The organism is Amycolatopsis sp. CA-230715 (assembly GCF_018736145.1).
GTDB lineage: Bacteria > Actinomycetota > Actinomycetes > Mycobacteriales > Pseudonocardiaceae > Amycolatopsis.
On the sequence record NZ_CP059997.1, the window covers coordinates 6,276,480 to 6,290,950 of the forward strand.

At 68.9% G+C, this 14,471-nt stretch carries 15 protein-coding genes; 10 read left to right on the plus strand and 5 right to left on the minus strand.

The features are described 5' to 3' along the window. Positions 1-6 precede the first annotated feature (6 nt). Positions 7-1,281: a UDP-N-acetylglucosamine 1-carboxyvinyltransferase gene (murA, locus tag HUW46_RS30170; RefSeq protein ID WP_215542162.1), complete on the plus strand. Its 1,275-nt coding sequence runs from the start codon at positions 7-9 to the stop codon at positions 1,279-1,281. Between the two features lie 69 nt (positions 1,282-1,350). On the opposite strand, the gene HUW46_RS30175 is transcribed toward murA, so the two are convergent. Further along, positions 1,351-1,977, minus strand: a complete 627-nt coding sequence (locus tag HUW46_RS30175; RefSeq protein WP_215542163.1) for a LysE family translocator — start codon at positions 1,975-1,977, stop codon at positions 1,351-1,353. 68 nt (positions 1,978-2,045) lie between these two features. On the opposite strand from HUW46_RS30175, the gene HUW46_RS30180 reads away from it, so the two are divergent. Next, positions 2,046-2,636 carry a hypothetical protein gene (locus HUW46_RS30180; RefSeq protein ID WP_215542164.1) on the plus strand — a complete coding sequence of 197 codons (591 nt, stop codon included), beginning with the start codon at positions 2,046-2,048 and terminating at the stop codon, positions 2,634-2,636. 10 nt (positions 2,637-2,646) lie between these two features. Here the strand turns inward: HUW46_RS30180 and HUW46_RS30185 are convergent, their stop codons facing one another. Next, positions 2,647-3,276 (minus strand): LysE family translocator, encoded by a 630-nt coding sequence (locus HUW46_RS30185; protein WP_215542165.1) that lies wholly within the window; start codon positions 3,274-3,276, stop codon positions 2,647-2,649. 128 nt (positions 3,277-3,404) lie between these two features. On the opposite strand from HUW46_RS30185, the gene HUW46_RS30190 reads away from it, so the two are divergent. Further along, positions 3,405-5,426, plus strand: coding sequence for a protein meaA (locus HUW46_RS30190; protein WP_215542166.1), 2,022 nt, complete (start codon positions 3,405-3,407; stop codon positions 5,424-5,426). A 32-nt stretch (positions 5,427-5,458) separates the two neighbouring features. Beyond that, positions 5,459-6,232 carry an enoyl-CoA hydratase-related protein gene (locus tag HUW46_RS30195; RefSeq protein WP_215542167.1) on the plus strand — a complete coding sequence of 258 codons (774 nt, stop codon included), beginning with the start codon at positions 5,459-5,461 and terminating at the stop codon, positions 6,230-6,232. Here the strand turns inward: HUW46_RS30195 and sigI are convergent. Continuing rightward, positions 6,229-7,125 carry an RNA polymerase sigma factor SigI gene (sigI, locus tag HUW46_RS30200; protein WP_215542168.1) on the minus strand — a complete coding sequence of 299 codons (897 nt, stop codon included), beginning with the start codon at positions 7,123-7,125 and terminating at the stop codon, positions 6,229-6,231. The genes HUW46_RS30195 and sigI overlap by 4 nt on opposite strands. A gap of 175 nt (positions 7,126-7,300) precedes the next feature. On the opposite strand from sigI, the gene HUW46_RS30205 reads away from it, so the two are divergent. Next, entirely contained in the window at positions 7,301-8,227 is a 927-nt protein-coding gene (locus HUW46_RS30205) for an NAD(P)H-binding protein (protein ID WP_215542169.1), read from the plus strand. A 37-nt stretch (positions 8,228-8,264) separates the two neighbouring features. Then, positions 8,265-8,711, plus strand: a complete 447-nt coding sequence (locus tag HUW46_RS30210; RefSeq protein ID WP_215542170.1) for a nitroreductase/quinone reductase family protein — start codon at positions 8,265-8,267, stop codon at positions 8,709-8,711. Between the two features lie 131 nt (positions 8,712-8,842). Here the strand turns inward: HUW46_RS30210 and HUW46_RS30215 are convergent, their stop codons facing one another. Continuing rightward, positions 8,843-9,373, minus strand: a complete 531-nt coding sequence (locus HUW46_RS30215; RefSeq protein ID WP_215542171.1) for an NUDIX domain-containing protein — start codon at positions 9,371-9,373, stop codon at positions 8,843-8,845. A gap of 43 nt (positions 9,374-9,416) precedes the next feature. Continuing rightward, positions 9,417-10,310 (minus strand): FG-GAP repeat domain-containing protein, encoded by an 894-nt coding sequence (locus tag HUW46_RS30220; RefSeq protein WP_215542172.1) that lies wholly within the window; start codon positions 10,308-10,310, stop codon positions 9,417-9,419. A 216-nt stretch (positions 10,311-10,526) separates the two neighbouring features. On the opposite strand from HUW46_RS30220, the gene nucS reads away from it, so the two are divergent. The 4 genes from nucS (at position 10,527) to HUW46_RS30240 (ending at position 14,466) form a co-directional block, all read left to right on the plus strand. Further along, entirely contained in the window at positions 10,527-11,186 is a 660-nt protein-coding gene (gene nucS, locus HUW46_RS30225; RefSeq protein ID WP_215542173.1) for an endonuclease NucS, read from the plus strand. Between the two features lie 249 nt (positions 11,187-11,435). After that, a complete protein-coding gene (locus HUW46_RS30230) occupies positions 11,436-13,133 on the plus strand; it encodes a sodium:solute symporter family protein (RefSeq protein ID WP_215542174.1) in 1,698 nt (565 codons plus the stop codon). Positions 13,134-13,145: 12 nt separating this feature from the next. Continuing rightward, positions 13,146-13,421, plus strand: coding sequence for a hypothetical protein (locus HUW46_RS30235; RefSeq protein WP_215542175.1), 276 nt, complete (start codon positions 13,146-13,148; stop codon positions 13,419-13,421). A gap of 46 nt (positions 13,422-13,467) precedes the next feature. Continuing rightward, on the plus strand, positions 13,468-14,466 hold the full coding sequence (locus HUW46_RS30240; RefSeq protein WP_215542176.1) for a DUF3558 domain-containing protein: 999 nt from the start codon (positions 13,468-13,470) through the stop codon (positions 14,464-14,466). Positions 14,467-14,471: the final 5 nt, after the last annotated feature.

Sequence of the window (14,471 nt, forward strand, 5' to 3'; positions counted from 1 at the left end):
ACGCCCATGAGCGAGCACTTCGACGTCCACGGCGGCGCACGGCTGGCAGGCGAAGTCGATGTGGTCGGAGCCAAGAACAGTGTGCTGAAGCTGATGGCCGCGGCGCTGCTGGCCGAAGGCACCACCACGATCACCAACTGCCCCAAGATCCTGGACGTGCCCCTGATGGCCGACGTCCTGCGCAGCGTCGGGTGCGAGGTCGAGATCGACGGCGACACCGCCCGCATCACCACGCCTTCGGAGCTTTCGCACCGCGCGGATTCGGCGGCGATGGGCAAGCTGCGCGCGTCGGTGTGCGTGCTCGGGCCGCTCGTCGGCAGGCTCAAGCGCGCCGTGGTCGCGTTGCCCGGCGGCGACGCGATCGGCTCGCGGCCGCTCGACATGCACCAGAACGGGCTCCGCAAGCTCGGCGCCACCAGCACCATCGAGCACGGGTGCGTGGTGGCGCAGGCCGACGGCCTGCACGGCGCGCAGATCTGGCTCGACTTCCCGAGCGTCGGCGCCACCGAGAACATCCTGATGGCCGCCGTGCTCGCGGCGGGCACCACGGTGATCGACAACGCCGCGCGCGAGCCCGAGATCGCCGACATCTGCACGATGCTCACCGAAATGGGCGCCAAGATCGAAGGCGCGGGCACCTCCACGCTGACGGTGCACGGCGTCGACGCGCTCCAGCCGACCGAGCACCGCGTCATCGGCGACCGGATCGTCGGCGCCACCTGGGCCTTCGCCGCCGCGATGACGCGGGGCGACCTGACCGTGCGCGGGGTCAACCCGCACCACCTCGACCTGGTGCTCGACAAGCTCCGCCTCGCGGGCGCGGAGATCACCACGTTCGACGACAAGGGTTTCCGCGTCGTGCAGGACGGCAGGCCGAAGTCGGTCGACTTCGTGACGCTGCCCTACCCCGGTTTCGCGACCGACCTGCAGCCGTTCGCGGTCGCGCTGTCCGCGGTCTCCGAGGGCACGTCGATGATCACGGAGAACGTCTACGAAGCGCGGTTCCGGTTCATCGAGGAGATGGTGCGCCTGTCCGCCGACGCCAGGACGGACGGCCACCACGCGGTCGTGCGCGGCGTCGAAAAGCTTTCCAGCGCACCGGTGTGGGCGTCGGACATCCGCGCGGGCGCGGGGCTCGTGCTCGCCGGGCTGTGCGCCGACGGCACCACCGAGGTGTGGGACGTCTTCCACATCGACCGCGGGTACCCGCATTTCGTGGAGAACCTGAACCGCCTCGGCGCCACGATCGAACGCGTCACGGGAGAACCCGACCGCGCCTGAAACGGGGCGCTCGCGGAATCGGGCGTCCGCGATTCGCGGAGAACCCGACCGCGCCGGGGCAAGACGGATTCAGGATTCCAGCGCCATCGCGGCGCCGAATCCGATCAGGACCGCGCCGGTGGTGCCGTCGAGGCCGCGGCGCACCGGCCGCCGCGAGATCCAGTTCCGGACCCGGTGCACCAGGAACAGCAGCGTCAGCTGCCAGAGCACGCCCAGCGCGGCGACGGTGTAGGCGAGCAGCAGCGCGTCGCCCGCGGTGGTCACGCCGGGATGCAGGAACTGCGGCAGCAGCGAGAGGTACATGACCAGCACCTTGGGGTTGGTCAGGTTCGACAGGAATCCTTCGCGCCAGCGCCGGAACGCCTTCGTGCCCGCGCGGCGCGGATCGTCCAGCCGGTCGTACTTTCCTTTCCACGCCCCGCGCAGCGCCTGGAACCCGAGGTAGCAGAGGTAGGCGACACCGAGCCAGCGCACCGTCTGGAACACCGGCTGCGACCGCGTGATCAGCGCGCCGAGGCCCAGCGCGGCGGCGGTGCCCTGCAGCACGTTCGCGCAGGCGATCCCGCCCGTCGCGTGCAGGCCGCCGCGCGCGCCACCGGCGAGCGCGTTCTTCAGCACGACCATGCTGTCCGGCCCCGGCACGATCGCCAGCAATCCGACCAGCAGCACGAAACTCCAGTACACACCCCAAGTCATGGTGGGAAAACTAGCCTCGATGCGATAACGCGGGCAACCGGCGCCCGATTCGCACGCTAATATTTCGCATGACCACTGGGGAGTTCGATCTTTATCCTGGGGAAGAGCTGCGCTGGACGGGCAGACCCACGCGCTACCTCACCTTCGACGTCGTCGACGCCGTGCTGATCGCCGTCGGTCTGCTCTGGTTCGGGTTCCAGGCCGTTTTCTTCTTCACCACCAGCCGGGCAGCCACCTCGCGCGACGGCGCTGGGCTCGACGTCACGATGGTCGTCGCCGAGAGCACCGCCTTCGTGCTGGTGCTCGGTGGCACGATCGGCAGGCCGTTTCTGCGGAGCTTCGCGCTGCGCCGGACCCGGTACGCGGTAACGAATCTGCGGGCGATCAGGGTGTGCGACCTCGGCCGCGGTTACGAACGGTCGGTGTATCTGAAGTCGCCGACGCCGCCGCAGCTCAGGAAGCGCCCCACGGGCACCGGCACCATCGTGCTCGGTTCGGCCTCGGTCATCGACCGGGCGCTCGGTCCGATCAGCCCCCGCCGCAGGCTTTCCGCCCTGCCCACGCCCCTGATCCTGTGGGAGATCGACGACGCCGTCACCATCCGGGACCTGATCGCCACGACCGGAGCGCTGGGCCGCCGCGAACCGTTCGCGGGCTGACCGCGGCCGGTTACGAGGATTCCAGCGCGAGCGCGGCGCCGAAGCCGATCAGGGCGGTGCCGGTCGCGCCGTCGAGCGCGCGGCGGACGCGGCGGCGGTTCAGCCAGGCGCGCACCCGGTGCACGAAGAAGAGCAGCGTCAGCAGCCACAGCCCGCCCAGCACGGCGACGGTGTAGGCGAGCATCAGCGCGTCGACCGTCGTGGTGGTCGCGGGGTCGAGGAACTGCGGCAGCACCGACAGGTACAGCACGAGCACCTTCGGGTTCGTGATGTTCGACAGGAAGCCCTCGCGCCAGCGCCGGAACCCGCTCGCCTTGCCGCGCTGTTGCTCGGCCACCTCCTGGTACCTGCCGCGCAGCGCGCCGCGGATCGCCTGCACGCCCAGGTACGCGAGGTAGGCGGCGCCGACCCACTTCAGCGTGATGAACACCGGTTGCGACCTGGTCAGCAGCACACCGAGGCCCAGCGCGGCCGCGCTGCCCTGGACGAGGTTTCCCGCGACGATGCCGGAGATGGCCAGCAGGCCGCCCCTGGCGCCGCCGGCGAGTGCGTTCTTGAGCATGACCATCGTGTCCGGTCCCGGCGCGAGCACGACGAGGACCACGATGATCAGGAAGCTGCCGTAAAGACTCCATGTCACGGCACGACCGTAACCGGGAGAACCACCTGGAAGCTCGCGGATTTCGGTCACAGCGTGGTGAGTTCCACTCGCCGGGTTAAGTTACTGGCGGGTATACTCCGGCGAGACGTCCACCGCGGAGGTGCCCTGTGCCCTATCCAACCGATCGCGAACGTGACCGGCCGTGGGTGATGCGAACCTACGCCGGGCACTCGTCGGCCGCTGCCTCGAACGAGCTGTACCGGCGCAACCTCGCCAAGGGGCAGACCGGCCTGTCGGTCGCGTTCGACCTGCCGACCCAGACCGGGTACGACGCCGACCACAAGCTCGCGAAGGGCGAGGTCGGCAAGGTCGGCGTGCCGATCGCGCACATCGGCGACATGCGGCGCCTCTTCGACGGCATCCCGCTCGCCGAGGCCAACACCTCGATGACGATCAACGCGCCGGCGATGTGGCTGCTCGCGCTCTACGTCACGGTCGCCAAGGAACAGGCGCAGGCCGAAGAGCGCGACGTTGACGAGGTGCTCGCGAAGCTCACCGGCACCACGCAGAACGACATCATCAAGGAATACCTTTCCCGCGGCACCTACATCTTCCCGCCGGGGCCGAGCCTGCGCCTGATCACCGACATGATCGCGTGGACCGTGCACCACGTGCCGAAGTGGAACCCGATCAACATCTGCAGCTACCACCTGCAGGAAGCGGGCGCCACGCCGACGCAGGAGGTCGCCTACGCGCTGTGCACCGCGATCGCCGTGCTCGACGCGGTGCGCGACTCCGGCCAGGTCGAGGAAGCCGACATGGCGCGGGTGGTCGCGCGGATCTCGTTCTTCGTCAACGCCGGCGTGCGGTTCGTCGAAGAGATGTCGAAGATGCGCGCGTTCACCGCGCTGTGGGACGAGATCACGCGGGACCGCTACGGCGTGACGGACGCGAAGGCCCGCCGCCTGCGGTACGGCGTCCAGGTGAACTCGCTCGGCCTGACCGAGGCGCAGCCGGAGAACAACGTCCAGCGCATCGTGCTGGAAATGCTCGCGGTGTCGCTGTCCCGCGGCGCGCGGGCGCGGGCGATCCAGTTGCCAGCCTGGAACGAGGCGCTCGGCCTGCCGAGGCCGTGGGACCAGCAGTGGGCGCTGCGCATGCAGCAGGTGCTCGCCTACGAGACGGATCTGCTGGAGTACGAGGACATCTTCGACGGTTCGCGCGTCATCGAGTCCAAAGTGGACGAGATCAAGGCCGGTGCGCGCGAGGAGATCGATCGGGTACTCGAAATGGGCGGCGCGGTCTCGGCGGTGGAAAGCGGCTACATGAAGTCGCAGCTGGTTTCCTCGCTCGCCGAGTACCGGCGCGGGATGGAAGGCGGCGAACGGATCCTCGTCGGGGTCAACAAGTTCGAGACCACCGAGCCGAGCCCGTTGCAGGCCGAAGGCGCGAAGGCGATCGAGACGATCGATCCCGCCGTGGAGAAGCAGGCCGTCGCCGCGCTGGAAGAATGGCGCGAGCAGCGGGACAACGACACGGTGACCGCCTCGCTGGACAACCTTCGCGCGGTCGCGGGAACCACCACGAACCTGTTCGAGGCGACGCTGCAGTGCGCGAGCGCGGGCGTGACCACCGGCGAATGGTCGCAGGCGCTGCGCGACGTGTTCGGCGAGTACCGTGCGCCGACCGGGGTGTCGGCGGCCTCGGCCTCCGGCGCGGGCGCGGCGGAGCTGGAACGCGTCCGCGAACGGGTGCGCCGCACCGAGGAGGAACTGGGCGAGCGGCTGCGGATCCTGGTCGGGAAACCGGGGCTCGACGGGCATTCCAACGGCGCCGAGCAGGTCGCCGTGCGCGCCCGCGACGTCGGGTTCGAGGTGGTGTACCAGGGGATCCGGCTCACCCCGGAGCAGATCGTCGCGGCCGCCGTCCAGGAGGGCGTGCACGTGGTCGGGCTGTCGGTGCTGTCCGGGTCGCATCTCGAGGTGGTGCCCGAGGTGGTCGACGGCCTGCGCGCCGCCGGTGCCGAGGACATCCCGGTGATCGTCGGCGGCATCATCCCGCCCGACGACGCGGCGCTGCTCACCGAACGCGGCATCGCCCGCGTGTTCACGCCGAAGGACTACGAGCTGACCGACATCATGGACGGCATCGTCGCCCTGGTGCGGGAAACCAAGGGCCTGGCGGACTGACCGGGCACCCCCGGCGGGGTTACTGTCGGGGTATGGCCGAGTACGAACACCTTCTCGTCAAGCGTGACGGCGACACCGTCACGATCACCATGAACCGCGCCTCCCGCCGCAATTCCCTGTCCGCGGAGCACCTTTCGGAGCTGCTCGCCGCGTTCCGCGAAGCGGGCGAGACGGACGCGACCGGCATCGTGCTGGCGGGCGCGGGCCCGGTGTTTTCGGCGGGCCACGACTTCGGTGACGTCGCCGCGCGCGACCTGACGGGCGTGCGCGAGCTGCTGCGCCTGTGCACCGATCTGATGCACACCATGCAGTCGGTGCCGCAGGTCGTCGTCGCGCGCGTGCACGGCCTCGCCACGGCCGCGGGCTGCCAGCTCGTCGCCACCTGCGATCTCGCGGTGGCCGCGGCTTCGGCCGGGTTCGCGCTGCCGGGCGGCAAGGGCGGCTGGTTCTGCCACACGCCCGCGGTGCCGGTCGCCAGGTCGATCGGCCGCAAGCGCCTGATGGAGCTCGCGCTCACCGGGGACGTCGTCGACGCGGAAACCGCGCTGGACTGGGGTTTGGTGAACCGGGTCGTCCCGGACGACCAGCTCGACGACGCCGTCGCGGAGCTGCTGGCGCGCGCGACGAAGGGGAGCAGGGCCAGCAAGGCGATGGGCAAGCAGACCCTCTACGCCCAGCTCGACCGCCCCGAAGCCGACGCGTACGCGATCGCGCTCGAAGTGATGGCCTCGGCGTCCCAGCTCCCCGGCGCGCGCGAAGGAATGGCCGCGTTCCTGGAGAAGCGCTCACCGGTCTGGCCGGACTAGTCCGGTTCTCCGGTTCCGGTTGCGGGTGGGCCGGGAAACAGGGTGACGTGCACCTGCCGGATGCGGTTGTCCTCGATGGTGAGCGTCGTTGTGGCATAGGCGGTGTAGTGGCGGTAGGCGCGCAGGACGGGGTCACCGGCGGTAGGGAGGGAGACGAGGGTGGTGCCGGGGCCGAAGAAGCGCATCAGGGTGTGGGCGACGGTCTGGGCGCCGTGGTTGACGCGGCGCGGCGCGGACTCGCTGCCGATGAACTCGGCGACCCCCCAGACGTCGGAATGGAGCACGGTGATCAACGCGTCGAGGTCCCCGGTGGCGCAGGCATGGATGAAGGTCTGGGTGACGACGCGGTGCTCGGGCGCGACGCGGTCGTCGGGGCGGTCCGAGGCGGTGGCGATCTTCCGTCGGGCGCGTCGGGCGAGTTGGCGGCAGGTGCCGACGGGTTTGCCGAGGGTTCGGGCAATGGTGTCGAACGGGGTGGCGAACACGTCGTGGAGGATGAACGCGACCCGTTCGGCGGGGTTGAGGCGTCCTAACGCGATGTCGAGCGCGGCCCGGACCTCGTCGTCGAGGGTGATCCGGTCGGCCGGGTCGATCGAGGGTTGCGCGCCCAGTGGCCCGGACGCGTTGTGCACAGCGGCCTCGTCGGTGCGTTCGCGGCGGGCTCGGGCGGAGCGCAGCTGGTCCAGGCACAGCCGGCTGGTGACCACGGTCAGCCAGCCGCGTTCGGTGTCGATCTGGTCAGCGGTGGTGGCGGCAAGTCGTGTGAACGACTCCTGGACGATGTCCTCGGCCTCGCCGATGTCGCCGAGCATGCGGAACGCGAGGTCGACGAGGTAAGCGTGGTTGTCCCACCACACGCGAGTGATCCGGTCGTCGGGGTTCGGTTCCGTCATCACTGTGCCCCTGGGTCGGTCATCAGAGGGTCGCGCCGCTCGGCGACCCCGCTACTAGGACGAACTCGCGCCCGCGATAGTTACCCGATCGGACTCGCCTGTGCCGGTAACTTTCGCTGATTCGGTCCCGTCCTGTCGGTGTGAACAAACCAACCACAGGATGGGAAGGTCGACGATGATCCTCGTTACCGGGGCGACCGGCACGGTCGGCCGGCATCTGATCGAGCGGCTCCTCACCGGCCGGAGCGGCGTCCGTGCGGTCAGCCGTGACCCCGCTGCCGCGGGCCTACCGGACCCGGTTGAGGTCGTCGGGGCGGACCTGGCCCGGACGGATGTGCCCGCGGGGCTTCTTCACGGCGTGCACGCGGTGTTCGTCAATCCCGCGGCTGTCGGCGAAAACGCCGACAAGCTGGTCGCGGCGGCGCGGTACGCGGGCGTGGGCCGCCTGGTCGTTTTGGCGGCCAGTAACGTCGAGGCCCCCGAGGGGCAGCAGCCGTCGCGGTTTCTCGGTCACCGCAATCGGGAGGTCGAAGCCGCGGTGGTCGCGAGCGGCGTGGAATGGGTGAGCCTGCGGCCTGCCACCTTCCACACCAACGCCCTGCACTGGGCCGACCAGCTCCGTGCCGGCGACGTCGTCCGCGGGCCCTTCGCCGCTGTGCGGGAAACCCCGGTCGACCCGCGCGACATCGCCGCCGTCGCGGCACTGGCCCTGTCCGAGGACGGCGCGCATCTGGCAGGCCGCCGGCTGGAGCTGACCGGGCCACAGGCACTCAGCCAACACCGCCTGGTCGCAGACCTCGGCGCGGTAACCAACCGTCGACTGCGCTACCAGGAAATACCGGCCACAGCCGTCCGGCAGGGCATGGCGCGAATCGGCGCACCCGACGGCTTCGCCGACGCCTACGTGGCCCGACTGGCCCATCTGCTCGATCACCCGCCCGGCACCACCGACACCATCCAGCGACTCCTCGGCCGTCCCGCGATCACATTCGCCCAGTGGGCGCGCGAGCACGCTGCCGCGTTCCAGATCCGTGACGCAGCGCCGAACGACAACCGGGGCGCGGGCCCGGTAACGGAAGGGACGCGCCACCATGCCCGATAACGCCACTCCTCAGCCGCGGCCTTTCCGAACAATGCCGATGCAGAAGTTCTTCAACAGAATTGTTCTCTGGCTGCTGCGATCGCCGGTGCACCAGATCCTCAGTGGCCGCCTGGCCGTCGTGACCATCACCGGCCGCAAAACCGGACGTGCCTATCGCATCCCGGTCGGCTACGTCGAACACCACGGAGACATCCTCGTCGGCTCACCCGGCAACTGGGCCATGAACCTCCGCGGTGGCGCGACGGCCAAGGTCCGAGTTCGCGGCGAAGAACGGGCGATGCACGCCCAGGTGATCACCAAACCCGACCAAGCAGCGTCCCTGTACAAGATCATTCTCGTCCGCAACCCCGTTCACGGCAAATTCGCCGGCATCGAACTCGACAACGACGGCAACCTCGACCCGGACCGACTACGCGCGGCATTCCGCCAAGGCATCGTCCTGATCCACTTCAAACCCCAAAACGCGACGAGGCCAGGGATATGAGTCCGCGACGCGGGATGCGGGTCTCCTCGCGCTGCCGACGTTGCCCGGAGCGCGCGTGCCCGCGCGGTAGTCCATTGTAGATAGTGGCTGGAGCTGGCCGATCACATCGCACGGATTTCCGGCGCGGGACACTAGCGGCCGCGCAGGAGCAGGAACGAGTAGGCGGCGATCGACTGCGAGTCGGTGATGTCCCCCGACAGCAGCATTTTCTCGAACTCCGCACGCGTGAACCAGGCCGCGCGCATGTCCTGCTCCTCCAGTTCGCGCTCGGGCGCGCCCTCGGTCAGGTCCGTCGCGAGGAACACCCGGCCGCGCTGGCTCGACGTGCCCGGTGCCAGGTCCAGCACGCCGAGTTCGACCATGGATCCCGCCGCGAGGCCGGTTTCCTCGCGCAGTTCGCGGGCGGCCAGTTCGGCGGGCTCGGTGTCCGCCAGGCCAGGCGCGGTGCCCTGGGGGAACTCCCACCGCCGGAGCCCGATCGGGTAGCGGAACTGTTCGACGAGGTGCAGCCGGTCGCCGTCGGCCGGGATGATCAGCGCGTAGTCGGGCTTGTCCACCACGCCGTAGATACCTGGCGAGCCGTCGGGCCTGCGGATGGCGTCCTCGCGCACGGTCATCCAGTCGTTCCGGTAGACCTCGCGGGTGCCTTCGCGTTCGATCATGGGGCCAGTATGGCGGGGACGGCGCCGCCGTCCCCGCCACCGGTCAGAACATCAGGTTCGCGTCGGCGTACTCGCTGATCACGGTGCCGCCCGCGGAATCGCCGAACGTGCGCGGGGACAACCCGCCCTGGTTCGCGTGCACGGTGAGCACGCGGCGCGCGTCGGAACCGAGCAGGACCAGGTCGGGGCGCCCGTCGAGGGTCATGTCCTTGAGCGCGATGCTCGATCCCGACCAGCCGCCGCCGAAGTCGGTGACGCCGGTGACCGGGCCGGGACGCGGGCCGGTCAGCCCGGTGTAACCGCCGTTGAACTGCTCGAACGCGAACACCCGGTCGGCCCACCTCGCGAGCACCTCGGGCCTGCCGTCGCCGTTCAGATCGGCGGCGTCGATCCAGTCGGCGCCGCCGAACCCGGTGCCGATCCGCTCCACCGGCGCGAACCGCTGGTTGCCGTAGCGCCCGGTGTTGCGCATCAGGTAGAGGTTGCCGTCGCCTTCGAGGACGAGCAGGTCCGCGAGGCCGTCACCGGTGAAGTCGCGCGCGAAGAACCGGTGGTCGCGGTTGGAGTCGGTGAAGTTGACCTCGCGCGGTCCGAGCGTGTTCGTGCCGTCGAAGTGGCCCGAATGCGGGTACATTCTGATATTGCCGCCGAGGTATTCCCATTCGATGACGTCCGCGTTCCCGTCACCGGTGAAATCGGCCGCGGAAATCCACGCCGAACGGCTCCAGCCGTAATTGATCGGGACACCGTTCTTCAGTGTTTTCGTGCCGTCGAAGCGGCCGGAGTGCGGGTGCACCACGAGTGCGCCGCCCTCGGTGCGCACGCCGAGATCTTCCTTGCCGTCCAAGGTGAAATCACGAACCTGGAAGGACGGTGCCGCCGCCGAAGCCGTGCCAGCCGTGCCGATCCCGGCGAGCAGTGCGACGGTGCACGCCATTACCGTCCGTGCGGTTCTGCTGTTTCTCGCCCGGTGGAAAAAAGACATGACAATCCCCCTGGAGTGTGTGGTGTAAAGGAGCGCGGCAGTGGTGCCGTCGCGTGGTGAACACGTCCGTCCCGCGCGCCGGGTTGCCCGCCGGAGCGGCGTGACCGAACCGTGTCCGGCGCGCCACCCGGTACCGGGCGACCGGCCGCCGTCGCCTACCCTCGCCGGGTGCGCCTCGTGATCGCTCGATGCCAGGTCGACTACGCCGGCCGGCTCACCGCCCACCTCCCCATGGCCACCAGGCTGCTGCTGGTGAAGGCCGACGGCTCGGTGTCCGTGCACTCCGACGACCGCGCCTACAAGCCGCTGAACTGGATGAGCCCGCCGTGCTGGCTCATCGAGGACGGTGCCGTGTGGACCGTGCAGAACAAGACCGGCGAGAAGCTGGTGATCACGATCGACGAGGTGCTGCACGATTCCGCGCACGAGCTCGGCGCCGAACCCGGCCTGGTCAAGGACGGCGTCGAGGCGCACCTGCAGGAGCTGCTCGCCGAGCACATCACCGAACTCGGCGACGGGTACACGCTCGTGCGCCGCGAGTTCCCGACCGCGATCGGGCCGGTGGACATCATGGCCCGCGACGGCGAGGGCAAGTCGGTGGCCGTCGAAATCAAGCGGCGCGGCGAGATCGACGGGGTCGAACAGCTGACCAGGTACCTGGAGTTGTTGAATCGTGACCCGCTCCTGGCGCCCGTGCAGGGTGTCTTCGCCGCTCAGCTGATAAAACCGCAGGCCAAGACCCTCGCGGAGGACCGCGGCATCCGTTGCCTGACGCTCGACTACGACGCGCTCCGCGGTATCGAATCGGACGAGTTCCGCCTCTTCTGAGCCCCCTCGAAACGCGCCGCACCGACACCGGGCGGCGCGTTTCGCCTGTTCAGTGCTGTTGCCTTCGCCCCGATGGGTGCACTCTGTACTTGACCGAGCGCAGGAAGCCATCGTGCGGTTGGATTCCCGTGGCTGAATTAATGCAGTAAGGTCCGCGAGCGGCTTCGCCGTGATGTTTGTTGTTCAGTGTTGTTCGGTTGCTGACGTCTTCACCGGTGTGGACGTCCTCGGGATCTGGAGGTGGCTCGGGTGCATGTGCTGGCTGAGGCGAACCTGCGCCTCAACGCGAGCGCCATCGACTACGTGCTGCTCGCGTTCTATTTCGTACTGGTGCTCGGCATCGGTTACCTGGCGCGAAGGCAGGTGTCGTCGAGCCTCGACTTCTTCCTGTCCGGCCGCTCGTTGCCCGCCTGGGTCACCGGGCTCGCGTTCATCTCGGCGAACCTCGGTGCCGTCGAGGTGATGGGCATGTCGGCGAACGGGGCCAAGTACGGCCTGCCGACGGTGCACTACTTCTGGATCGGCGCCATCCCCGCGATGCTGTTCCTCGGCATCGTGATGATGCCGTTCTACTACGGCTCGAAGGTGCGCAGCGTCCCGGAGTTCATGCGCCGCCGCTTCGGCAAACCGGCGCACCTGGTCAACGGCATCAGCTTCGCCGCGGCCCAGATCCTGATCGCGGGCGCGAACCTGTTCCTGCTCGCGAGCGTGGTGAACCTGCTGCTCGGCTGGCCGATCTGGATCTCGATCATCGTGGCCGCGGCCATCGTGCTCTCCTACACCGCGCTCGGCGGGCTTTCGGCCGCCATCTACAACGAGGTGCTGCAGTTCTTCGTGATCGTGGCGGCGCTGCTGCCGCTGACCATCGTCGGCCTGGTGAAGGTCGGCGGCTGGCAGGGCCTGGTGGACAAGGTCACCGGCAGCCCCGGCGGCTCCGCGCAGCTGCACTCGTGGCCGGGTGACAACCTGACCGGCTTCGGCAACAACTTCCTGTCCGTGCTCGGCCTGGTCTTCGGGCTCGGGTTCGTGCTCTCGTTCGGGTACTGGACGACGAACTTCGTCGAGGTCCAGCGCGCGATGGCGTCGAAGAGCATGTCCGCGGCGAGGCGTACCCCGATCATCGGCGCCTTCCCGAAGATGCTGGTGCCGTTCATCGTGATCATCCCCGGCATGATCGCCGCGGTCACGGTGTCGGAGTACATCAAGGACAAGCCGGAACTGCTGGCGGGCAAGGACGGTTCGACCGGCGTCACCTTCAACAACGCACTCCTGCTGCTCATGCGCGACCTGCTGCCCAACGGCATGCTCGGTGTCGCGATCGCGGGCCTGCTCGCGTCGTTCATGGCCGGGATGGCGGCGAACCTGAGCTCGTTCAACACCGTCTTCACCTACGACATCTGGCAGACGTACGTGAAGAAGGACCGGCCGGACGGGTACTACCTCCGCCTCGGCCGCTTGATCACCGCCATCGGTACCGTGCTGGCGATCGGCACCGCGTTCATCGCGTCGAACTCGGGCAACATCCTGGACTACCTCCAGGACCTGTTCTCGTTCTTCAACGCGCCGCTGTTCGCCACGTTCATCCTCGGCATGTTCTGGAAGCGGATGACCCCGGCCGCCGGGTGGATCGGGCTCGTGCTCGGTACCGCGTCGGCGATCACCGTGTGGGGCCTTTCCCAGGCGGAGATCCTCGGCCTCACCGGGCAGGGCATCAGCTTCGTCGCCGCGGGCACGGCCTTCGTCGTCGACGTGGTCGTTAGTGTCGGTGTTTCGCTCGCGACGAAGCCCAAGGCGGACAAGGAACTGGTCGGGCTCGTCTATTCGCTCACGCCGAAGGAGACGCGTACGCACGACGAGACCGGCGAAAACGCGGGCTGGTACCGCAAGCCGGGCCTGCTCGCGGGCATCGTGCTGATCCTGACCATCGGCCTCAACATCATCTTCTAGGAGGGACGAGCCATGGCGACCGAATCGAAACCGGCGACGCGCCGGGCGGGTGCCTTCGACATCCGCATGATCATCGCGCTGCTCGTCGGCGTGTACGGCATCGTGCTGACGATCATGGGCATCGGGTTCACCACCGACGCCGATCTGGCGAAGGCCGCGGACGTCAACATCAACCTGTGGGCCGGTATCGGCATGCTGGTGTTCGCGGCGCTGTTCGTGGTGTGGGCCAAGGTCCGCCCGCTGCAGGTGCCGGAGGAGGAGCCGGAAAGCCCGCCCGCGGGCGAATAGCGAGGTTCTGCGCGCGCGGCGAAGCCGCTGCCGATACCGTGCAGGCGTGTTCTCCACTGTTCGCGCCCGCCGGCTTCGCCGCACCGCGCTGCTTTCGCTGACCGTCGCGGCCGCCGTCACCGTCGGCGGCTGCGGTGGCCAGGATCTCGGCAAGGCCAACTTCGCCCGCACCACCGTCTCCGCACAGGCCGGCGCCGGTTCGGACAAGGCACCGGAAGGCCCGATCACCGATCCGGCCGTGACCGCGGCCAAGCTGCGGGCGGTCGACCCGTGCAAGCTGATCGCCGGGCCGACGCTGGCCGATCTCGGCACCCCCGGCGAGCCGGACGACTTCGGCCTCAGCAAGTGCTCGATCGAGGTCAAGGACGCGGGCGGCAAGACGATCCGGCTGACGATCGGGCTCGGCGAATCGATCAGCACCGGCCCCGACGACAAGACCGGCGTGGTCGAGGGCCTGCCGAGGATCGAGAGCGCCAACGGCGGCTTCTGCTACGTCTCGGCGCTGACCCAGCGCGATCCCGCGCTCGGCGTGCAGGTCCAGAGCAGCTACACCGGTGGTGAGCCGTGCCAGCCCGCCGGGGTGGCGCTGCAGAAGGTGATCCAGAAGCTGCACGGCGACCCGCCGAAGTTCGAGGTCGCGCCGGGTTCGGCGCTCGGCGTGGACCTGTGCACGGTGCCCGACGACGCGGTCGTCAAGGAGCTCGCGGGTGCCGACGCGAAGGCGGCGCCGATCGGGCTGCACCGGTGCACCTGGTCGAAGACCGGGGGTGCCACGCTGACGCTGTCCTTCACGATCGCCATGCCGCAGACCGCGAGTGACAAGAACCCCGAGGTGGACCTCGACGGCACGAAGGCGACCCAGGAGGCGTCCAAGACGTCTTCGAACTGCAAGCTGGAATGGGTGCACCGCAAGGTGGACGACAAGAAGTCCGAGCTGGTGACGTTCGCCTACGAGAACTACTCCGCGCAGGCTTCCACCGACGACCCGTGCGGAAAGGCCGCCAAGGGCGCCAAGAGCGTGCTCAAGAAGCTGCCGAAGACGTAGACCCC

Coding starts and splice junctions, on each gene's coding strand:
- murA (WP_215542162.1), top strand. CDS start 7: ATGAGCGAGCACTTCGACGTCCACGGCGGCGCACGGCTGGCAGGCGAA.
- HUW46_RS30175 (WP_215542163.1), bottom strand. CDS start 1,977: ATGACTTGGGGTGTGTACTGGAGTTTCGTGCTGCTGGTCGGATTGCTG.
- HUW46_RS30180 (WP_215542164.1), top strand. CDS start 2,046: ATGACCACTGGGGAGTTCGATCTTTATCCTGGGGAAGAGCTGCGCTGG.
- HUW46_RS30195 (WP_215542167.1), top strand. CDS start 5,459: ATGGCCGAGTACGAACACCTTCTCGTCAAGCGTGACGGCGACACCGTC.
- sigI (WP_215542168.1), bottom strand. CDS start 7,125: ATGACGGAACCGAACCCCGACGACCGGATCACTCGCGTGTGGTGGGAC.
- HUW46_RS30205 (WP_215542169.1), top strand. CDS start 7,301: ATGATCCTCGTTACCGGGGCGACCGGCACGGTCGGCCGGCATCTGATC.
- HUW46_RS30210 (WP_215542170.1), top strand. CDS start 8,265: ATGCAGAAGTTCTTCAACAGAATTGTTCTCTGGCTGCTGCGATCGCCG.
- HUW46_RS30215 (WP_215542171.1), bottom strand. CDS start 9,373: ATGATCGAACGCGAAGGCACCCGCGAGGTCTACCGGAACGACTGGATG.
- HUW46_RS30220 (WP_215542172.1), bottom strand. CDS start 10,310: ATGGCGTGCACCGTCGCACTGCTCGCCGGGATCGGCACGGCTGGCACG.
- HUW46_RS30235 (WP_215542175.1), top strand. CDS start 13,146: ATGGCGACCGAATCGAAACCGGCGACGCGCCGGGCGGGTGCCTTCGAC.